The organism is Arthrobacter burdickii (assembly GCF_030433645.1).
Taxonomy (GTDB): Bacteria; Actinomycetota; Actinomycetes; order Actinomycetales; family Micrococcaceae; genus Arthrobacter_D; species Arthrobacter_D burdickii.
The window spans coordinates 690,701-709,849 of record NZ_JAROCG010000002.1; the positions used below are offsets into that span (position 1 = coordinate 690,701).

At 69.5% G+C, this 19,149-nt stretch carries 19 protein-coding genes; 11 read left to right on the plus strand and 8 right to left on the minus strand.

What is annotated here, in order from left to right:
• Positions 1–50 precede the first annotated feature (50 nt).
• The 5 genes from tsf to P5G52_RS17645 all read left to right on the plus strand — a co-directional run bounded on the left by tsf (position 51) and on the right by P5G52_RS17645 (position 4,242).
• Positions 51–887: a translation elongation factor Ts gene (tsf, locus tag P5G52_RS17625; protein ID WP_301229933.1), complete on the plus strand. Its 837-nt coding sequence runs from the start codon at positions 51–53 to the stop codon at positions 885–887.
• A 175-nt stretch (positions 888–1,062) separates the two neighbouring features.
• On the plus strand, positions 1,063–1,803 hold the full coding sequence (gene pyrH / locus P5G52_RS17630) for a UMP kinase (protein WP_301229935.1): 741 nt from the start codon (positions 1,063–1,065) through the stop codon (positions 1,801–1,803).
• Positions 1,804–1,947: 144 nt separating this feature from the next.
• Positions 1,948–2,505, plus strand: coding sequence for a ribosome recycling factor (gene frr / locus P5G52_RS17635; RefSeq protein ID WP_301229937.1), 558 nt, complete (start codon positions 1,948–1,950; stop codon positions 2,503–2,505).
• Positions 2,505–3,587, plus strand: coding sequence for a phosphatidate cytidylyltransferase (locus P5G52_RS17640; protein ID WP_301229939.1), 1,083 nt, complete (start codon positions 2,505–2,507; stop codon positions 3,585–3,587). The genes frr and P5G52_RS17640 overlap by 1 nt, the downstream gene beginning before the upstream one ends.
• A gap of 79 nt (positions 3,588–3,666) precedes the next feature.
• The gene (locus P5G52_RS17645; protein WP_301229941.1) at positions 3,667–4,242 is read left to right on the plus strand and encodes a DivIVA domain-containing protein; all 576 of its coding nucleotides are present in this window, start codon (positions 3,667–3,669) and stop codon (positions 4,240–4,242) included.
• A 10-nt stretch (positions 4,243–4,252) separates the two neighbouring features.
• On the opposite strand, the gene P5G52_RS17650 is transcribed toward P5G52_RS17645, so the two are convergent.
• Genes P5G52_RS17650 through P5G52_RS17665 form a run of 4 tightly spaced genes read right to left on the minus strand, consistent with a single transcriptional unit; the run spans position 4,253 to position 8,109 of the window.
• Positions 4,253–5,719 carry a sodium/solute symporter gene (locus tag P5G52_RS17650; RefSeq protein ID WP_301230217.1) on the minus strand — a complete coding sequence of 489 codons (1,467 nt, stop codon included), beginning with the start codon at positions 5,717–5,719 and terminating at the stop codon, positions 4,253–4,255.
• A gap of 25 nt (positions 5,720–5,744) precedes the next feature.
• Positions 5,745–6,128, minus strand: a complete 384-nt coding sequence (locus tag P5G52_RS17655) for a DUF485 domain-containing protein (protein ID WP_301229943.1) — start codon at positions 6,126–6,128, stop codon at positions 5,745–5,747.
• Positions 6,129–6,182: 54 nt separating this feature from the next.
• Positions 6,183–6,902 (minus strand): LytR/AlgR family response regulator transcription factor, encoded by a 720-nt coding sequence (locus tag P5G52_RS17660; RefSeq protein ID WP_301229945.1) that lies wholly within the window; start codon positions 6,900–6,902, stop codon positions 6,183–6,185.
• Positions 6,903–6,921: 19 nt separating this feature from the next.
• Positions 6,922–8,109, minus strand: a complete 1,188-nt coding sequence (locus P5G52_RS17665) for a sensor histidine kinase (RefSeq protein ID WP_301229947.1) — start codon at positions 8,107–8,109, stop codon at positions 6,922–6,924.
• Positions 8,110–8,360: 251 nt separating this feature from the next.
• Between P5G52_RS17665 and P5G52_RS17670 the strand changes: the two genes are divergently transcribed.
• Positions 8,361–8,744 carry a DUF485 domain-containing protein gene (locus P5G52_RS17670; RefSeq protein ID WP_301229949.1) on the plus strand — a complete coding sequence of 128 codons (384 nt, stop codon included), beginning with the start codon at positions 8,361–8,363 and terminating at the stop codon, positions 8,742–8,744.
• Between the two features lie 5 nt (positions 8,745–8,749).
• Positions 8,750–10,378, plus strand: a complete 1,629-nt coding sequence (locus tag P5G52_RS17675) for a solute symporter family protein (protein WP_301230219.1) — start codon at positions 8,750–8,752, stop codon at positions 10,376–10,378.
• Positions 10,379–10,432: 54 nt separating this feature from the next.
• Here P5G52_RS17675 and P5G52_RS17680 read toward each other — a convergent pair whose 3' ends face one another.
• Positions 10,433–11,017 carry a TetR/AcrR family transcriptional regulator gene (locus P5G52_RS17680; RefSeq protein ID WP_301229951.1) on the minus strand — a complete coding sequence of 195 codons (585 nt, stop codon included), beginning with the start codon at positions 11,015–11,017 and terminating at the stop codon, positions 10,433–10,435.
• 111 nt (positions 11,018–11,128) lie between these two features.
• On the opposite strand from P5G52_RS17680, the gene P5G52_RS17685 reads away from it, so the two are divergent.
• Entirely contained in the window at positions 11,129–13,153 is a 2,025-nt protein-coding gene (locus P5G52_RS17685; RefSeq protein WP_301229953.1) for a glycoside hydrolase family 3 protein, read from the plus strand.
• Between the two features lie 25 nt (positions 13,154–13,178).
• Here P5G52_RS17685 and P5G52_RS17690 read toward each other — a convergent pair whose 3' ends face one another.
• On the minus strand, positions 13,179–13,655 hold the full coding sequence (locus tag P5G52_RS17690) for an Lrp/AsnC family transcriptional regulator (protein ID WP_301229955.1): 477 nt from the start codon (positions 13,653–13,655) through the stop codon (positions 13,179–13,181).
• A gap of 181 nt (positions 13,656–13,836) precedes the next feature.
• On the opposite strand from P5G52_RS17690, the gene pdhA reads away from it, so the two are divergent.
• From pdhA to P5G52_RS17705, 3 genes are read left to right on the plus strand one after another with little or no spacing between them, the layout of a single operon-like run.
• Complete coding sequence (pdhA, locus tag P5G52_RS17695; protein ID WP_301229957.1) at positions 13,837–15,027, plus strand: pyruvate dehydrogenase (acetyl-transferring) E1 component subunit alpha; 1,191 nt, start codon at positions 13,837–13,839, stop codon at positions 15,025–15,027.
• Positions 15,027–16,049 (plus strand): alpha-ketoacid dehydrogenase subunit beta, encoded by a 1,023-nt coding sequence (locus P5G52_RS17700; protein WP_301229960.1) that lies wholly within the window; start codon positions 15,027–15,029, stop codon positions 16,047–16,049. The genes pdhA and P5G52_RS17700 overlap by 1 nt, the downstream gene beginning before the upstream one ends.
• Positions 16,046–17,848, plus strand: coding sequence for a dihydrolipoamide acetyltransferase family protein (locus P5G52_RS17705; protein ID WP_301229962.1), 1,803 nt, complete (start codon positions 16,046–16,048; stop codon positions 17,846–17,848). Before P5G52_RS17700 ends, P5G52_RS17705 begins: the two co-directional genes overlap by 4 nt.
• A gap of 84 nt (positions 17,849–17,932) precedes the next feature.
• Here the strand turns inward: P5G52_RS17705 and P5G52_RS17710 are convergent, their stop codons facing one another.
• Positions 17,933–18,400 carry a GNAT family N-acetyltransferase gene (locus P5G52_RS17710; protein WP_301229964.1) on the minus strand — a complete coding sequence of 156 codons (468 nt, stop codon included), beginning with the start codon at positions 18,398–18,400 and terminating at the stop codon, positions 17,933–17,935.
• Between the two features lie 109 nt (positions 18,401–18,509).
• Positions 18,510–19,121, minus strand: coding sequence for a TetR/AcrR family transcriptional regulator (locus tag P5G52_RS17715; RefSeq protein WP_301229966.1), 612 nt, complete (start codon positions 19,119–19,121; stop codon positions 18,510–18,512).
• Between the last annotated feature and the right edge of the window lie 28 nt (positions 19,122–19,149).

Here is a 19,149-nt window from a genome sequence, read left to right on the forward strand (position 1 = left end):
TCGAGGCCCGCGGTAGCTCGTCGTAGATCCACATCAACTTAGGAGTTCGTATGGCAAATTTCACTGCCGCTGACATCAAGGCCCTGCGCGAGCGCACGGGCGCCGGCATGATGGACGTCAAGAAGGCCCTCGACGAAGCCAACGGCGACGCCGACAAGGCCCTGGAACTGATCCGCATCAAGGGCCTCAAGGGTGCCACGAAGCGCGAGGGCCGCTCGACCGCCGAGGGCCTCGTCGCCGCTCGCGTCGACGGCAACGTCGGCGTCATGGTCGAGGTCAACTGCGAGACCGACTTCGTCGCGAAGGCCGGTCCGTTCATCGACTTCTCCAACAAGGTGCTCGCCGCCGCCATCGAGTCCGGTGCCGCCGACGTCGAGAGCCTCCTGTCCTTCGAGCTCGACGGCAAGCCCGTATCCGAGCACGTCATCGAAGCCGGCGCGCTGCTGGGCGAGAAGGTCGACGTCCGCCGCATCGCGCGCGTCGAGGGCAAGATCGTCGACGCCTACCTGCACAAGACGTCCAAGGACCTCCCCGCCCAGGTCGGCGTGCTCTTCGCCGTCGAGGGTTCCGGTGACGCCGCTGTCGAGGCAGCGCACGACGTCGCGGTCCACATCGCCGCCTACGCGCCCACGTACCTGACCCGCGAGGACGTCCCCGCCGAGCTGGTCGAGTCGGAGCGCCGCATCGCCGACGAGACCGCACGCGCCGAGGGCAAGCCCGAGCAGGCACTCGCGAAGATCGTCGAAGGACGCCTCACGGGCTTCTTCAAGGAGGGTGTCCTGGTAGACCAGGCATTCGCCAAGGACGCGAAGAAGTCCGTCGCGACGGTCCTGTCCGACGCCGACGCCAAGGCCACGGCCTTCGCACGCTTCCGCGTCGGCGCCTAGGCTCCAGGCCGAGGCCCAGCACGAAACGAAGGGCGGCCGCCATCGAGGTGGCCGCCCTTTCCTGCGCTCGGGAGGCGCCCCGTATCCTGTAACGGGTCCGGCAACATCCCGCACCTCGCACCACCCGCCGTCCGATCAGGGACGGCCGACAACCCAACGCCACGGGAGGCACTTCATGGACACCACTTCCACCGCTCCGACGGGCGGTACCGGAGGCCGGCGCCGGGTCCTCCTCAAGCTCTCCGGTGAGGTCTTCGGCGGCGGCAAGCTGGGCGTCGACCCGGAGACCGTCCGGTCCGTGGCAAAGCAGATCGCGGCCACCGTCGGCGACGTCGAGGTCGCGATCGTCGTCGGCGGAGGCAACTTCTTCCGCGGCGCCGAACTCTCGCAGAGCGGCATGGACCGCTCGCGCGCCGACTACATGGGCATGCTCGGGACCGTCATGAACTGCCTCGCCCTGCAGGACTTCCTCGAGCAGGACGGCGTCGAGACGCGCGTGCAGAGCGCCATCACGATGGGCCAGGTCGCCGAGGCCTACATCCCGCGGCGCGCCATCCGCCACCTCGAGAAGGGACGCGTGGTCATCTTCGGTGCCGGCGCGGGCCTTCCCTACTTCTCCACCGACACCGTGGCAGCGCAGCGCGCCCTGGAGGTCCACGCGGACGAGGTCCTGATGGCGAAGAGCGGCGTCGACGGCGTGTACACGGCCGATCCCCACAAGGATCCGACGGCGGAGAAGCTCGACACGCTGTCCTACGACGAGGCCCTGCGCCGTGACATCCGCGTCATGGACCAGACCGCCATGACGATGTGCAAGGACAACAAGCTCGCGATGGTCGTGTTCGGCATGGAGGGCGAAGGCAACGTCACGCGCGCCATCCGCGGCGAGAAGCTCGGCACGCTCGTCACCGTCTAGCCGCTCCGCCTACCCGCTCGGCGCGCGCGGGGCAATGGCGCCCTTCCGGCGCCGCGACATCACGCGTCCCCGTCTGAGGGCTTGAACTAGGATTGAACACTGGAACGGTTGCCGGGCAGCCGACTGCGGACCGAAGGAGACATTGTGATCGAAGAGACCTTGCTGGAAGCCACCGACAAGATGGACAAGGCCGTGGAGGTTGCAAAGGACGATTTCGCCACGGTCCGCACCGGGCGTGCCAACGCCTCGCTGTTCTCCAAGGTGGTGGTGATGTACTACGGCGCTCCCACCCCGCTGCAGCAGCTGGCGTCGTTCCAGAACCCTGAAGCCCGCACCCTGCTCATCACGCCGTTCGACCGAGCCTCGCTCAACGACATCGAGAAGGCGCTGCGTGATTCCGATCTCGGCGCCAACCCGTCGAACGACGGCAACGTGATCCGGGTGGTCCTGCCCGAGCTGACGCAGGAGCGCCGCAAGGAATACGTGAAGCTGGTGAAGACGAAGGCGGAGGACGCCAAGATCTCCATCCGCAACATCCGCCGCAAGGCGAAGGACGGCATCGACAAGGCAGTCAAGGACGGCGACTCGGGCGAGGACGAGGGCTCGCGCGCGGAGAAGGAACTTGACGCGCTGACCAAGTCCCGCGTCGACCTCATCGACGACCTGCTGAAGCGCAAGGAAGCCGAGCTGCTCGAGGTCTGATGGCAGACCTCGATCCTCCCGGCGCGGGCCTCGGGCGACCAACAGGTCCCGACGCCGGGACAGACACCACCCGCGCTGTCGTCGTCTCGGCCGACGTCGCGCCGTCGGGTGCGTCACCGGACGCAGCGCCGGGTGCAGCACCGGGTGCTGGAGACAGCACGCCCGGTGCCGTATCCACGCCCGGACCGCGCAGGGCGACCCGTGCCGGGCGCGCATCCGGCCACGGGCTGTTCCGGCGTCGCCGTCCCATCCGCGAGCCGGGCAAGCCCTCGCGTGCCGGCCGCAACCTTCCGGCCGCGATCGGCGTGGGCGCGGGGCTCCTGATCCCGGTCCTCGTGGGCCTGCTGTTCTTCCCGATCGTCTTCGTGGGCATCGTCACCCTGTTCGGCGCCGTCGGCGTCTGGGAGATCTGCCGCGCGCTCGAGATCCGACGCATCCACGTGCCCCTCGTGCCCACCCTCGCCGGTGCCCTGGTCCTTCCGTCCTCCGCCTATTTCGGCGGAGCCGAGGGCCTCGCCGCCGCCGCGGTCTTCTCCGTGGTCGGCCTCTTCCTCTGGCGTTCGCTCGATCCCGCGCCCGACGCCGGGAAGAGCCTCATGGCCGGTGCCTTCACGGTGCTGTGGGTGCCGTTCATGCTGAGCTTCGCGATGCTGCTCATGCGTGCGGAGGGCGGGTTCCTCGTGATCGCGACGCTGCTGCTGCTCGTCGTCGCGAACGACACCTTCGGCTACCTGATCGGGGCGTTCTTCGGAAAGCACGCCATGGCGCCGAAGATCAGCCCCAAGAAGTCCTGGGAGGGCTTCGGCGGATCGATCGGCGGGGCCTTCGTGGTCGGCGGCCTGTGCGCCGTGTTCCTACTGGGGCAGCCGCTGTGGATCGGACTGGTGCTCGCCGTCGCCATCGTGGCGTCCGCCACTGCCGGCGACCTCGCGGAATCGATGATCAAGCGCGAGCTCGGCGTCAAGGACATGAGCACCATCCTGCCCGGCCACGGCGGGGTCATGGACCGCCTCGACTCGATCGTCTTCGCGTCCCCGATGGCGTACCTGCTGTCCGCTACATTTGTATCGGGGATGATGTAGCCGCAGGTCAGCGGCGGAAACCCCCGGAGCCGGACGGCTCCCGCACGGTCTCACGAAACACTCGCCAGAAGGACTGACCATGGATGTCGCCCGCCCGGGCAGTTCCCCGTTCGCACGCGTCGGACGCCGGGAGTTCGGCTACAACACGCGCCAGGTGGACCGCTTCCTGACGAAGGCCCGCGCACACTACAACGCGGAACATCCCGACGGTGCCATCACGAGCACGGATGTCCGCGGCATGTCCTTCGACCCGGCTAGGGGCGGCTACGAGCCCCAGGCCGTGGATGCCGCGCTGGACCGGCTCGAGGACGTCTTCGCACAGCGGGAACGCGACCACGTCATCGCTACGCAGGGCGAGGAGGCGTGGCTGCGGACGATCGGGCGCACCGCCGCAGTGCTCCGGAGACGCCTGCACCGCCCCGCGGGGGAGCGCTTCCGCCGTCCGACGAGGACGAAGAGCCCGAGCTACAACGTCGAGGACGTCGACCGCCTCTGCGACGAACTCCTGCAGTACCTCGAGAACAGCGTCCCGATGAGCGTCGACGTCGTCCGCCGGGCCGTGTTCCGGGAGACCAGGGGCGCGGACGGCTACGAGGAAAACCAGGTGGACGTCTTTATGGAGCGCGTCGTGGAACTCATGGCGGGCATCGACTGACAACCTGGCGTCAGTGCGTCTCCGGCGTGTGGAGGCGGGCGAGCACGCGGGAGGCGGATGCCGGCCGCCGCCCCGCCGTCGCCCGCGAGACGAGCACCATGGTGAGGAACGCCGTCGGCACGGTCCACAGCGCGGGCTGGTCCAGCACCACCCACCGGTCACCGGCACGCGGCCCCAGCAGTGCTGATCCCGCGATCGCGCCCCCGCACAGCACCGCTCCGGCGAGCATCCCCGCGACGGCTCCTGCATCCGTCAGCCCGCGCCACCAGATCCCGAGGAGCAGCAGTGGGCAGATGGTGGAGGCCGTGAAGGCGAACACGGATCCCACGCTGCCGGCCAGCGCCAGGCTGTCCGTCAGCAGGGCGATGACGAGCGGGACGAGCGCCGAGAGGAGTGCCGCCCGCCGGAAGCCGGCGACGCTGCCCTGGAAGAACTCCTGGCTCACCACGCCGGCGAGCGACACCACGAGGCCGCTCGTCGTCGAGAGAAACGCCGCGAAGGCGCCCGCGGTCACCAGGGCGGACAGCAGGTCGCCGGCGGCCCCGTCGAAGATGCGGCCCGGCAGCAGGAGGACCGTGGCGTCCGCCGCTCCCTCGGCCGCGAGCTCCGGCATGTGGATCCTCCCCAGGATCCCGTACACGGTCGGGAACAGGTAGAACACGGAGAGCAGGCCGAGGACGATCAGCGTCGTCCGCCGCGCCGACGCGCCGTCGGGGTTCGTGTAGAAACGGACGAGGACGTGGGGCAGCCCGAGGGTCCCGAACAGGAGCGCGATGACCAGCGAGATGGTGCCGTAGAGGGACGCGTCCGCCGTCGCGTCGAGGTCGGTGGTGAAGGCGCTCCCGCCTGCCGTGACGGGTCGGCCCTCCGCGCCGAGACGGACGAGGATGAATGCCGCCGGAACCGCGAGGGCCGTGAGCTTGAGCCAGTACTGGAAGGCCTGCACGAAGGTGATCGAGCGCATCCCCCCGGTCACCACGCTGAGGCAGACCACGACGACGACGGCGAGCGGGCCCACCCAGGCGGGGAGGCCCGTGGTGATCCGGACGGTCAGAGCCGCGCCATGCAGTTGCGGGACGATGTAGAGCCAGCCGACGACGACGACGAGCATGCTGGTCACGCGGCGCACCAGCAGCGAATCGAGCCGCGCCTGCGCGAAGTCCGGGATGGTGTACGCCCCGGAACGGCGCAGGGGAGCGGCGACGAACAGCAGGAGCATGAGGTACCCGGCGGTGTAGCCGATCGGGAACCAGAGGGCGTCCACGCCGGAGATCATGATGAGGCCGGCGATGCCGAGGAAGCTGGCCGCGGACAGGTACTCGCCGCCGATGGCGGAGGCGTTCCACCAGGGGCGCACGGTGCGCGACGCCACGTAGAAGTCGCCGGTGGTCCGCGAGATGCGCAGGCCGTAGATACCGATCAGCAGGGTGCAGAGCGCGACGAGGACGAGGGCCGTGTAGCCGACGGCGGGGCTCAGCTGCAGGGCCTCGTTGTCGAGGGCGTCAGTCATCGTCCACGAGGTCCTGGAAGCGGCGCTCGTTGCGCGAGGCGCTGCGGACGTAGAGGACGGCGCACCCGATGACCAGGGGATAGACCCCGAGGCCGAGCAGCAGCCAGGGGACGGGCACGGTCAGGATCGTCACGCCGTTGATCGCGGGGAACAGTGCGAGCAGCACCGGGATGCCGATGAGGATGACCAGGAACCCGCCGGCCACCACGAGGGCCAGGCGCAGCTGCGACCGGATCAGGGAGGCGACGAACAGCTGGCCCACCTCGGACTGCTCGGCCATCTCGCGTGCCACGGGGAAGGAAGCCCCGGCGGCACGGGCGGCCGTCCTGGGGGCAGTGACCCGGACGCGGCGGGGAACCTCCGGACTGTCGTGCATCAGAGGGACTCCTCCCTGGAGAGGGTCACGGCCGGCAACGAATCCACGCGGCCGTCAGTGGCTCGGACGGAGCCGGGTCGCCTCGAGCTTCTCCCGGACGTCGGGAAGGTGCCGGCGGCTGACCGGCAGCTCCGCGTCGCCGACGAAGAGGCTGGCGCGGCCGGCACCGATGCGGACCTTCCGCACCTGGTCCATCGCCACGAGGTAGGAGCGGTGCGTTCGGAGGAACCCGGCCTCGGCCCACTGGCGCTCGAGGTCGTTGAGGGGGATGCGGATCAGGTAGCTCGCCTCGGAGGTGTGCAGGCGGGCGTAGTCGCCCTGCGCCTGGACGTAGCGGACGTCGTCGCGCCGGATCATCCGGCTCACGCCGCCCTGGTCCACGGTGATCACCTCGGGCGCCGCCGTCGAGCCTTCCATCAGTTCGCAGACCCGGCGGACGGACTCCGCGAGCCGCTCGGTCCGGACGGGCTTCAGGAGGTAGTCGACGGCGCGCAGCTCGAACGCCTCGAGCGCGCGGTCCTCGTCGGCGGTGACGAAGACGACGGCGGGCGGACGGCTGAAGCGCGAGATCGCACGGGCGATGTCGAGCCCGGACAGGGACGGCATGTGGATGTCGAGGAACAGGGCGTCCACATCGTGCTGCTCGAGGGTCCTCAGCGCCTCCGCGCCGCTCGACGCGCGGTGGATCGTGCCGATCCGGGCGTCCTTGCCGAGCAGGAATGCCAGTTCCTCGACGGCGGGGAGTTCATCGTCGGCGATGATGACATTGACCATGGATCCTAGGTTACGCGTCTCACGCCTGGTGGTCGGGCTGCGACTTGGGCACGCGCATGGTGATCAGGGTGCCCGCACCGGGCGCCGTGTCGATGATGAGGCCGTGGTCGTCGCCGTACACCTGGCGCAGGCGCGAGTCGACGTTGCGCAGGCCCACGTGGACTCCCTCGGTGTGGCCCGCGAGGACCGACCGGAGGTGCTCCGGCTCGATGCCCACGCCGTCGTCCTCGATGGTCACCTCGGCGAAGGATCCGACGTCGTGGGCCGTGATGGTGATGTTCCCGACGCCGTCCTTCGAGTCGAGGCCGTGGCGCACCGCGTTCTCGACCAGGGGCTGGAGGCTGAGGAAGGGGATCACGGTGCTGAGGACCTCGGGGCCGATCTCGAGGCGGACCTTCAGCCGGTCCCCGAAGCGCGCGCGCTCGAGCAGGAGGTAGCGGTCGATGCTCCGCAGTTCCTCGGCCACCGTGGTGAAGTCGCCGTGGCGGCGGAAGGAGTAGCGCGTGAAGTCGGCGAACTCGACCACGAGCTCACGCGCCCGCTGCGGGTCCGTATTGATGAAGGACGCGATGGCGTTGAGCGAGTTGTAGATGAAGTGCGGGCTGATCTGCGCGCGGAGGGCACGCACCTCCGCCTCCGCCAGCAGTCGCCGGGACGAGTCCAGTTCCGCGAGCTCCACCTGCGTGGACACCCAGCCCGCGAGCTCATTGGTGGCGCGGACGAGTCCGGCGTTTACGTCTCCCGCGAAGGCGCCGACAGTGCCCACCACGCGCTTGTCCCCGCGGACCGGGGACAGCACGAGCTCGCCGAGGCCGGTCAGGCCCGCCGCGTCGAGGCGCTGGCGGCGGAAGATCTGGGTGCGGCCGCTCTCGAGGACCTGCCGGACCAGCGGCATCACGTCGGGCGCGGCCGTGCGCCCACCGTCCCATGCCAGCACGCCCGCGTCGTCGCTGATGAGGAGGATGTCGCAGCGCAGGAGTCCGCGCAGGTGGCGCGCCGCCTTCGGTGCCCCGGCCGGCGTGAGGCCCTCGCGCAGGTGCTCGGAGGCGAGGGCGGCAGTGTGGAGCGTGTCATAGGTGGCGCGGTCGGCGTCGGAGCCGAGATCCCGGTAGGAGCGTGAGAGGCGGAACCCGAGCGAGGCCACGACGGCCAGGGTGATGATGGCGACGGCGCACACCAGCGCGGTGTCGACGGCGGCGCTGAACATGGCTCCAGCCTAACCTCCGGGCTTTCCGCCCGACGGGAACAGGCGGCCGTCCTGGCACGGACCCCCGGGGGCTGCGCGACGTCCGCCGACCGTTCGGCGCATCGTGCTGTGCACTCACCGACGGGGTGCGGCGCGCTGCTGGTGGCGGTCGTCGTCGTGCTGCACAGTGATGGGAGTCACACCGACGTGCCTTTGTGCGCGGCGACGATGCCGCGCGGCGGCCGGCGTGACGTCCGATAGAAGGAGGAACAATGGGTTCGCACCCAGTCGAGCCGGTACCCGGCTCCGGTGCTGCCGTCGACTTCACCGAAGTCCAGCAGACCGAGCAGTTCAAGGACCTGCGCAAGCGCCATCGCAGCTTCGTCTTCCCCATGGCAGTGTTCTTCCTGCTCTGGTACTTCGCCTACGTGCTGCTGGCGGACTACGCGCACGACTTCATGGCGACGCCGGTCTTCGGCAACATCAACATCGGCATCATCCTCGGGCTGCTGCAGTTCGTCAGCACCTTCACCATCACCATGTGGTACGTCAGCTACGCCAACAGGCGTCTCGACCCCATCGCCGCCTCCATCCGGCATGAGCTCGAGGAAGCGGCACCCGACGTATTCATAGACCCTGCAGGCGGGAACAAATGATCACCATGACCGGTGGGGGCCTCCGCCTGCCACTCCAGACCGCCGAGGCGACGACCGTCGGTTCCCCGATCCTCAACATCTCGATCTTCGGCCTGTTCGTCGCGATCACCCTCGTGATCGTGCTGAGGGCCAGCCGCAACAACAAGACGGCCGCCGACTACTACGCGGCCGGGCGCTCGTTCACCGGACCGCAGAACGGTACCGCGATCGCGGGCGACTACCTCTCGGCCGCCTCCTTCCTCGGCATCGTCGGCGCCATCGCCATCAACGGTTATGACGGATTCCTGTACTCCATCGGTTTCCTCGTGGCCTGGCTCGTCGCGCTGCTCCTCGTTGCGGAACTCCTCCGCAACACGGGCAAGTTCACCATGGCGGACGTCCTGTCCTTCCGGCTCAAGCAGCGGCCCGTCCGCATCGCGGCCGCCATCACGACTCTGGCGGTCTGCTTCTTCTACCTGCTCGCCCAGATGGCCGGTGCGGGCGGACTCGTCTCGCTCCTGCTCGGCATCAACGACAGGCTCGGACAGTCCATCGTCATCACGGTGGTCGGTGTCCTCATGATCATGTACGTGCTGATCGGTGGCATGAAGGGCACCACCTGGGTGCAGATCATCAAGGCCTGCCTGCTCATCGCCGGCGCATTCGTCATGACGGTCTGGGTCCTGGCGATCCACGGCTTCAACCTCTCCACCCTGCTCGGTGCCGCCGTCGAGACCTCCGGCAACGCGGCGATCACGAGCCCGGGCCTGCAGTACGGCGTCAGCGCCATCACGAGGCTCGACTTCCTGTCCCTGGCCCTCGCACTCGTGCTCGGAACGGCTGCCCTGCCGCACGTGCTCATGCGCTTCTACACGGTGCCCACGGCCAAGGAAGCCCGCCGCTCGGTGGTCTGGGCCATCTGGCTCATCGGCGCCTTCTACCTCTTCACCCTCGTGCTGGGCTACGGCGCCAGCGCGCTGATCGGCGCGGACCGCATCGCGGCCGCACCCGGCGGCGTGAACTCCGCGGCACCGCTGCTGGCCTACGAGCTCGGCGGATCCATCCTGCTCGGACTCATCTCCGCCGTCGCGTTCGCCACCATCCTGGCAGTCGTCGCAGGCCTGACCATCACGGCAGCCGCCTCGTTCGCCCATGACATCTACGCCAGCGTCATCCGTCGCGGCAAGGTGGACCCCGACGGCGAGGTCAAGGTGGCCCGCCGCACGGTGATCGTGATCGGCCTGGTGTCCATCGCCGGCGGTATCGGCGCCCAGGGGCAGAACGTCGCCTTCCTGGTGGCGCTCGCCTTCGCCGTCGCGGCCAGCGCCAACCTGCCCACCATCCTCTACTCGCTGTTCTGGCGGAAGTTCAACACCCAGGGAGCGGTCTGGAGCATGTACGGTGGCCTCGGCTCCGCGATCCTCCTCATCGCCCTCTCGCCCGTCGTCTCCGGCGGCGAGAAGTCGATGATCCAGGGGGCGGACTTCTCGCTGTTCCCCCTGAGCAACCCGGGCATCGTCTCCATCCCGCTCGCGTTCTTCCTCGGCTGGCTGGGCACCACGCTCTCCAAGACGAAGGAGGACCCGATGAAGCAGGCCGAGATGGAAGTACGGTCGCTCACCGGCGTCGGCGCCGAGAAGGCAACCGACCACTGACGCACACTCCGCAGGACGAAGGAGGCCGCCCCAGCCGGGGCGGCCTCCTTCGTCTTATGGGGACTGCGGTTCCAGGAGCCGGAGGACGCCGGACAGTGCGGCCGGCATGCTCACCCCCGGGTCGTACAGCCACTGGAGCTGGATGCCGTCGAACACCCCGATGATGATGCGCGCAGCGTCCTCGGGGGAGATGTCCGCGCGGATCTCACCCCGGGCCTGTGCGTCGGCGATGTTCCCGGCGGTCCTCTCGACGAGCCAGGCGTAGCGGTTCCGGAAGTAGTCCCTGGCAGCGTGTCCCGGCCGGGTGGCGGTCGCGGAGGCCACGGCGAACAGCGCGGTCAGGCCGGGATGCTGCTCATTGCGCTCGGCGATGCCCGGAAGGTCGGCGAGGGCTATCGCGGCTCCGCCGGTTCGGACCGTGTTCTGCTCGTCGCGGTCGGCGAGCACCGCGGTCAGCAGGTCCTGCTTGCCGCTGAAGTAGTGGAACAGCGTTGCTTCCTTGATGCCCGCCCGCTCAGCGACGAGCTTGAGGGTGGTGCCCTCGAATCCCTCGGCGGCGAAGACGTCCGCAGCGATCCTCAACAGGTCGCGACGCCGTTCGATGCCCTTGGCATAGGTTCCCGGCGCCTTTCCGCTCATGCGTCGAGTGTAAAGGGTTGCCTGCAGCCACAGCACAAAACCCAGTGTCGCTCGGTTTTGTGTACTCTGGCTTCCACCAGGACAACCTGTACCCATTACGAAGGAGTAATCATGGGCAAGAATCCGGACGCGGGAACGAGCCGCGGTGCGGCCCCGCGCAAGAGCGCAGCAGGCAGGCGTCGGGGTCCCGTCGCCGCCGTCACGGCCGGTGCACTGCTGGCGACGATCCTCGCCTCAGGGTCGGCGGCCAGCGCAGCTCCCCAGCAGAAGGTCCGCCAGCCGGCACTGGACAGCAGGTCCGCGGCGATCATCACGGTGGACGGCCGGTCCTTTCGCGACCTCGACGGGAACGGGACGCTGACCCCGTACGAGGACTGGCGCCTCACCCCGGAGGAACGCGCGAAGGACCTCGTCGCAAGGCTCTCCCTCGAGGAGAAGGCCGGGCAGCTCATGCACGCCTCCCTGACGGGCAAGGGCACCTACGACCGCGCGGCGTTCTCCCGGCTCCTCACGGAACGCCACATCACCACGTTCATCTCCCGGCTCGGGGTCGGGGCGGGAACCCTCGCGAGCGAGCACAACGACCTTCAGGCGCTCGCGGAGCAGCAGCCCTTCGGCATCCCCCTGAAGATCAGCACCGACCCGCGCAACGGCTTCACCGTGACAGAGGGGCAGACCGTCTCGAACGGCGACTTCACGCCCTTCCCCGACCCGATTGGGATGGGCGCGGTGGACGATCCGGAGACGACCAAAGCCATGGCCGACATCATCCGCAGGGAGTACCGCGCAGTCGGTATCCACGAGGCACTGTCCCCGCAGGCGGACCTCGCCACCGAGCCGCGGTGGACCCGTATCAACGGGACGTTCGGTGCCACGGGCGAGGAGGTGCGCGAGCACGTCCAGGCCTATGTCGAGGGGATGCAGGGCGGATCGGACGGTCTCACCCCGGACAGCGTCGCCACGGTCGTGAAGCACTGGGTGGGCTACGGCGCCCAGGTCAACGGCTACGACAGCCACTACTACTACGGCCGGTACGCGGCGTTCCCCGGCAACAACTTCGAGGAGCACCTGACCCCCTACGAGGGCGCCTTCGCCGCCGGGGCCTCGGGCATCATGCCGACCTACTCGATCCTGCAGGACCTGGAGCGCGACGGGACGGCCGTGGAGCAGGTGGGCGCGAACCACAACGAGTACCTCCTGCAGGACGTGCTGCGCGGGGAGTACGGGTTCGACGGCGTCATCACGTCGGACTGGGGCATCGCCAACGACTGCCCGGCGTCCTGCCTGGCACTCCGTCCGCCGCTGTCCTTCGTCGGAGCACACGGAGCGGGCATGCCCTGGGGCGTCGAGGACCTGACGCTGGCCGAGCGCTACGCGAGTGCGGTGAACGCGGGCGTCGACATCATCGGCGGCAGCGACAAGCCGCAGTACATCCTCGAGGCGGTAAGCCAGGGGCTGCTCGGCGAGGAGCGCGTGGACGAGGCGGCCCGGCGCGTCCTCCAGCAGAAGTTCGAGCTGGGACTCTTCGAGAACCCCTACGTCGACGGAAGCGCTGCGGAGCGGATCGTCGGCAGCACCAAGTCGGCGAAGGCCGGTGACGCGGCGCAGGCTGCGTCGCTGACGCTGCTGAGCAACGACGGCGTCCTGCCGGTGTCCCGCAGGGACGTCCGGAAGGTCTTCCTCTCCGGGATCGACGCCGACGCCGCGCGCGACGCGGGCTTCACCCCTGTGGCCACGCCCGCCGAGGCGGACCTCGCCGTCGTCCGGCTCGCCGACCCGCGTGGCGGGGCCGACCTGACGGACCTCGACTTCAGCGGTGACGAGCCGGGCTACCAGGCGCTGCTCGCGGCGTCGGACGCCGGCGTTCCGACGGTCGCCGTCCCGAACCTCGCACGGCCGCTGATCCTCGGCAACGTCGTCGAGCACGCGGATGCGGTCCTTGCCGACTACGGGGTGTCGGACAGCGTGCTGCTGGACGTGCTGCGCGGCAAGGGGGAGCCGGGCGGGCGCCTGCCGTTCGAGCTGCCGTCGTCGATGGCCGAGGTCGAGGCCCAGCTGCCCGACGTGCCGAACGACACCGCCAACCCGCTGTTCCCGGCCGGATTCGGCCTGTCCTACACGCGAAGCGGCCGCTGACCGGTGCGGCGTCCTGGCCGGGAGGTCAGGGCGCCGTGCGCGGCCCGCGCGCGAGCAGCGGCTCGACGCGGAAGGGGATGAGCTCGCCCATGGCGAGTGAGGTGTCGCAGCGCTCCACGCCGTCGCACGCGAGGATCTTGCCGTTGATCCGGAAGAGGTCCTCGGCGTCGACGGCGACCACGCGGACCAGGATGTCGGCCTGCCCCGTCAACCCGAACGCCTCGATGACCTCGGGGACGGCGGCGATACTGTGCGTGATGGACGCCAGCTTCTGCTGCTGCACGTGGACGTGGATGAAGGCGGTCAGTGGGTAACCGAGCGAGACGGTGTTGATGCGCCGCTCGAAGGAGAGGAAGACTGCCTTCTTCTCGAGCTGGGCCATCCTCGCCTGGACCGTGTTCCGTGACAGCCCCAGCTTCTGCGCGAGGGCGACCACCGTGCGGCGGGGGTCCTTGGCCAGGGCTTGCAGCAGCCGCGTGTCGGTGAGGTCGAGGGGTTGCATAGTGCGCAACGCTAACACGGCCTGAAGGGGCCGAATAGTGCATAGTGCTCAGCCAGGGACAAAACGGTTGTGCCACCTGTTCGGCGTGAGTAGGGTCACAATCACTCCGGGCAAAGGCGCCCGGAGCCCCTCCTCACGGGTCGCCCGCGGAGGGTGCCTGCGAGTGTGAAGGTTGCGTGCGATGACCCAGGACGGCGCCCGGCCAGGATCGGGATTCACCGGTGGAGACGACGACGCCGGACCGGCGAGCGGGCTGGTCCTCCCCGGCCCCGCCCGCCCCGGCGCGGATGAGCCCGTCCAGCTCATCGACCCCTCCGGGGTCCGCCACCCGCACGGACACTACGACCCTCTCGTGGCCGACGTCGACGGCGCCGCCCTCCAGAAGCTCTACGAGGACATGGTGGTGGTGCGGCGCATCGATGCCGAAGCCACCGCGCTGCAACGCCAGGGCGAGCTGGCACTCTGGCCGCCGCTCCTCGGGCAGGAAGCCGCTCAGATCGGCTCCGGCCGCGCCCTGCGATCCGACGACTTCGTCTTCTCCAGCTATCGCGAGAACGCCGTCGCCTACTGCCGGGGAGTGGACCTCGCGGACATCCTGCGCGTCTGGCGCGGCAACGCCTCCTCGGGGTGGGACCCCTACACGATCAACATGGCGACGCCCCAGGTGATCATCGGCGCCCAGACCCTCCACGCCACGGGCTACGCGATGGGCATCATCAACGACGGTGCGGACTCGGTTGCGGTGACCTACTTCGGGGACGGAGCCACGAGCCAGGGCGACGTCAACGAGGCGATGGTCTTCGCCGCGAGCTACCAGGCGCCCGTCGTCTTCTTCTGCCAGAACAACCACTGGGCCATCTCCGAGCCGGTGGGCCTGCAGGCACACGTGCCGATCGCGCGCCGGGCGCCGGGCTTCGGCATCCCGTCCGTACGGGTCGATGGCAACGACGTCCTCGCGTGCCTCGCCGTCACGCGGGAGGCCCTCGCCCGGGCGCGCTCCGGCGGCGGCCCCACCTTCATCGAGGCCGTCACCTACCGCATGGGCCCCCACACGACGGCGGACGACCCCACGCGCTACCGCGACCCGAACGAACTCGAGGACTGGGCGGCCCGCGATCCGCTGGCACGGCTCGCCACCCTGCTCGACTCCCTCGGCCTCCTCGAGGCCGACTACACGGATGCGGTGAAGGCCAGGGCCGACGCCGTCGCCGCGGAACTGCGCGAGGGCTGCCTCTCGATGCCCGAGCCGGCGCCCTCGGACGTCTTCCGCCACGTCTACAGCGCACCGCACTCGGAACTCGAGCGCCAGCAGGACCACTACGAGCGCTACCTCTCCTCCTTCGACCAGCCAGCACAGGAAGGACACCGCTGATGTCCACCATGACCTTCGGTCGCGCGATCAACGCGGGCCTGCGACGCGCCATGGACGACGATCCCAAGGTGGTCCTCCTGGGCGAGGACATCGGCAGGCTCGGCGGCGTCTTCCGCATCACCGACGGACTGCAGAAGGACTTCGGGGCGCACCGCGTGATGGACACCCCGCTCGCCGAGGCGGGCATCATGGGCACGGCCGTGGGCATGGCGTACCGGGGCTACCGCCCTGTCGTCGAGATCCAGTTCGACGGTTTCATCTACCCGGCATTCGATCAGATCGTGAGCCAGGTGGCCAAGCTGCACTACCGGACGCGGGGCGCGGTGAGGATGCCGATCACCATCCGCGTGCCCTTCGGCGGCGGCATCGGTTCCCCGGAGCACCACTCGGAGTCGCCGGAGGCCTACTTCACGCACACGTCGGGCCTGCGCGTGGTCAGTCCCTCCAACCCGCAGGATGCCTATTCGATGATCCAGCAGGCCGTCGCCAGTGACGACCCGGTGCTGTACTTCGAGCCCAAGCGCCGCTACCACGTCAAGGGCGAGGTCGACGAGGCCGAAGACCTGTCGGCGTCGGACATGGGTTCCGCCCGTGTGGTCACCGAGGGAAGGGACGTCACGCTGGTCACCTACGGGCCCCTTGTGCCGACGGCACGCGACGCTGCCATCGCAGCGTCCGACGACGGCATCTCGATCGAGGTCATCGACCTGCGTTCGCTCGCGCCGATCGATTTCCCCACGGTGGAGGCCTCGGTGCGGAAGACGGGCCGGTTGGTCGTCACGCACGAGGCCGCCCGGTCGGGTGGGCTCGGCGCGGAGATCGCCGCCAGCATCACGGAGCGGTGCTTCGACTACCTCGAGCACGCTCCCGTCCGTGTCACGGGCTTCGACATCCCCTATCCCTACTCCAAGCTCGAGTTCCACCACCTGCCGGACCTCGACCGCATCCTCGACGGCGTGGACCGCGTGCTGCGCCGGCCGAACTCTTTGAGCGGACTGGACATGGAAGGACCGGCACAGTGACGGCGGCACCAGAGACAGCACCGGGAACAGCACCGGGAACGGCGGCACCGGGACCGGGAAGCCGGATCAGGGAGTTCCGGCTTCCGGATCTCGGCGAGGGCCTGACCGAATCGGAGATCCTCCAGTGGCACGTCGTCGAGGGCGACACCGTGGAGCTGAACCAGATCATCGCCGATGTCGAGACCGCCAAGGCCGTCGTAGAACTACCGTCGCCATACTCCGGTGTCGTGGTGCGCCTGCACGAGGCCGCAGGGACCGTCGTCGACGTCGGATCGCCGATCGTCTCCTTCGAGGTGGCGGCCAATGATGACACCCCGGTGACCCAGGCCCAGCCGTCGGGTTCCTCCTCTCCGTACCCGCCGGCTTCAGCGACCGGTTCCGCGACCGGTTCCACGACCGGTTCAGCTACCGGTTCCGCGATCGCGTCCGCGCCGGTGAGCGACGAAGCCCCCACGAAGCGGGAGCCCAACCTCGTGGGGTACGGTGCGGCCGTCGAGAAGGGCGGGCGTCCGCAGCGCCGGAGCCGCACGTTCCAGTCCGCAGCGCCGGCGCCCTCCGGACCTGCGACGCCCGTACCCGCAGCGCCGGTACCTGTGGCCCCGGTACCCGCAACACCGCTGGCGAGCGCGGCAGTGCAGCCCGCAGGCCCGGTGACACCGGCTGCACCGACTGCATTGGCTACGGCGCCAGCACCGCCTGCACCGGCTGCACCGCCTGCACCGGCTGCACCGCCTGCGTTGACCACATTGCCTGCACCGGTTGCGTCACCTGCGTCGCCTGCACCGGCAGGCCCTGTTGCACCGCCCGCGTCGCCTATGGCGCCTATGGTTCCGCGAAATGCCCAGAGCGGGGACCGGCCGCGATCCACACCGCCGGTGCGGAAGCTCGCCCGCGACCTCGGGATCACCCTCGACGCCCTGACCGGCACCGGCCCCGGAGCCCTCATCACGCGGGACGACGTCCTGGCCGCGCTCGCGGGAACCGCGGGAAGTCCCGTACCACCGAGCGAAGCACCAGCAGCACCCGACGCCGCACCGACAACGCCGTCGGCCGCCGCGCCGGCGCCGTCAACCGGCACTGCATCCGCGCATGCCTCAGCGGGGGAGACCCGGACGCCGATTCGGGGGATGCGCAAGCACACCGCGGCCGCCATGGTGGCGAGCGCGTTCACAGCGCCGCACGTGACGGAGTTCTTCACCATCGACGTCACACCCACCATGGACCTGCTGGCCGAGCTGAAGGCCGCCCGGACCTTCGAGGGCACGAAGGTGACGCCCCTGACCATCGTGGCGAAAGCGGTGTGCATCGCTATCGCCCGCAATCCCACCCTCAACTCGTCGTGGGACGAGGCTGCCCAGGAGATCGTGCAGTACGCGGACGTGAACCTCGGTATCGCCGCCGCTACACCGCGAGGCCTGCTCGTGCCGAACATAAAGGCCGCGCAGGCCCTGACGCTGGTGGACCTCGCTCGGGCGATCGGGACGCTGACGGAGACGGCCCGGGCGGGCAGGACTCCGCCGGCCGACCTCGCTGGCGGAACGGTCTCGATCACCAACATCGGAGTGTTCGGCATCGACGCCGGCACACCGATCCTGAACCCGGGCGAAGCGGCGATCCTGGCCGTAGGTGCGGTCCGCAGCATGCCGTGGGAGTACCAGGGCACCATCGCGCTGAGGTCGGTCCTGACACTCAGCCTGTCCTTCGACCACCGGCTCGTCGACGGCGAGCAGGGATCCCGGTTCCTGGCCGACGTCGGCGCGATCCTCCGGAACCCGGCGATGGTCCTGACGATGGTCTAGCCCTACGGATGGCCCAGCTGGGCGGATGGTCCAGCTGGGCGCCCCCGCCGCCGGGGCGACCACCACGGAGCGCTCGGCGGAAGGCTACGGCAGTTCGAGGATGAGTTCCCGCACGACGGCGCCGCGCGCCGGCGCGAAGCCCTGCGTCTCGCCGACCTGCTGGAAGCCCCAGCGCTCGAGGATCCGGATGGAACTCGCATTGTCAGCCACGGCCCGGGCGCGGATGGGCCGCTGGGTCACCTCGTTGAGGAACTGGCCGACGGCGGCGGTGGTGATGCCCTGTCCCCAGCGGGAGCGGTCGATCCAGTAGCTGATCTCCGGGGTCGCGTCGTGGTGGTAGGCGAGGATGCTGCCCACCACCTCGCCGTCCGAGAGGATGGTGCGCACCGTGATCTTGCTGTCGTTCAGGATGTCCTGCCAGTGGTGGTCGAAGACGCCCCGATCCGAGGGGTTCTTGGCACCGAAGGCCGCCATGTGGTTGGCGCTGGGGTCCAGCTGGTGCGAGAAGAAGGCGTCGATGTCGGAGGCTTCAACGGGACGTAGCGTGATCACAGCGGTACTTTCAGTCGGTGGAGTGGCCGGGCGGACAGCGCGGCCGGTACTTCTCTTGCTTCAGCGTACTAGGCGACTGCGCATGGCCGGCGGGGGCCCGATTCCGGCGTCATACGGTCAGGGCGGCCCACGCCATGTCCTGCAGCAGGTCCCGCAACGCACCGAGCTCACGCCCGGAAGTCGTGCCGTGCGCGGTGTGGGGGGTGGAGTTGATCAGCCCGAACACGGCGTGGACCTTGCGTCGCAGCAGCGAGCGGTCGGTGTCCGGGAGGTAGTCGGCGAGCTGGTCCACCCATACCTGCACGTAGCTCCGCTGCAGGGAGCGGACCGTGCGTTCGTCGTCGTGCGCCAGTGAGCCGAGGTCCCGGTCCTGCACGCGGATGACGTCGGCGTTGGTCAGGGCGAACGCCACCTGGAAACGGATCAGCCCCCGGAGCGCCTCCTCCGGGGAGGACGCGCCGTCGGCGACTGCCCGCCCACCCTCCAGCAGGTCCTCGCTGACACCGGTGAGCAGGGCGGAGAGTACCGACGGCTTGCCGGGGAAGTGCCGGTAGACCGCCGGCCCGCTCACTCCCGCGGCGGCGCCGAGGTCCTCGATGGACACCCCGTTGTAGCCGCGGTCGGCGAACAGGTGCGCCGCGGCGTCGAGGAGCGCCGCGCGCCGGGTGGCCTTCGCGATGCTGCGGCCTGTCACGCGGTCTTCGGTGGGCAGTGCCTCCATGCAGGTCCTTGTCGTCCGCGGGGGAGTT

Excerpts from the sequence above, each read along its gene's own strand:
- tsf (WP_301229933.1), top strand. The coding sequence starts at position 51 with ATGGCAAATTTCACTGCCGCTGACATCAAGGCCCTGCGCGAGCGCACG.
- pyrH (WP_301229935.1), top strand. The coding sequence starts at position 1,063 with ATGGACACCACTTCCACCGCTCCGACGGGCGGTACCGGAGGCCGGCGC.
- P5G52_RS17640 (WP_301229939.1), top strand. The coding sequence starts at position 2,505 with ATGGCAGACCTCGATCCTCCCGGCGCGGGCCTCGGGCGACCAACAGGT.
- P5G52_RS17645 (WP_301229941.1), top strand. The coding sequence starts at position 3,667 with ATGGATGTCGCCCGCCCGGGCAGTTCCCCGTTCGCACGCGTCGGACGC.
- P5G52_RS17655 (WP_301229943.1), bottom strand. The coding sequence starts at position 6,128 with ATGCACGACAGTCCGGAGGTTCCCCGCCGCGTCCGGGTCACTGCCCCC.
- P5G52_RS17660 (WP_301229945.1), bottom strand. The coding sequence starts at position 6,902 with ATGGTCAATGTCATCATCGCCGACGATGAACTCCCCGCCGTCGAGGAA.
- P5G52_RS17665 (WP_301229947.1), bottom strand. The coding sequence starts at position 8,109 with ATGTTCAGCGCCGCCGTCGACACCGCGCTGGTGTGCGCCGTCGCCATC.
- P5G52_RS17670 (WP_301229949.1), top strand. The coding sequence starts at position 8,361 with ATGGGTTCGCACCCAGTCGAGCCGGTACCCGGCTCCGGTGCTGCCGTC.
- P5G52_RS17675 (WP_301230219.1), top strand. The coding sequence starts at position 8,750 with ATGACCGGTGGGGGCCTCCGCCTGCCACTCCAGACCGCCGAGGCGACG.
- P5G52_RS17680 (WP_301229951.1), bottom strand. The coding sequence starts at position 11,017 with ATGAGCGGAAAGGCGCCGGGAACCTATGCCAAGGGCATCGAACGGCGT.
- P5G52_RS17685 (WP_301229953.1), top strand. The coding sequence starts at position 11,129 with ATGGGCAAGAATCCGGACGCGGGAACGAGCCGCGGTGCGGCCCCGCGC.
- P5G52_RS17690 (WP_301229955.1), bottom strand. The coding sequence starts at position 13,655 with ATGCAACCCCTCGACCTCACCGACACGCGGCTGCTGCAAGCCCTGGCC.
- pdhA (WP_301229957.1), top strand. The coding sequence starts at position 13,837 with ATGACCCAGGACGGCGCCCGGCCAGGATCGGGATTCACCGGTGGAGAC.
- P5G52_RS17700 (WP_301229960.1), top strand. The coding sequence starts at position 15,027 with ATGTCCACCATGACCTTCGGTCGCGCGATCAACGCGGGCCTGCGACGC.
- P5G52_RS17715 (WP_301229966.1), bottom strand. The coding sequence starts at position 19,121 with ATGGAGGCACTGCCCACCGAAGACCGCGTGACAGGCCGCAGCATCGCG.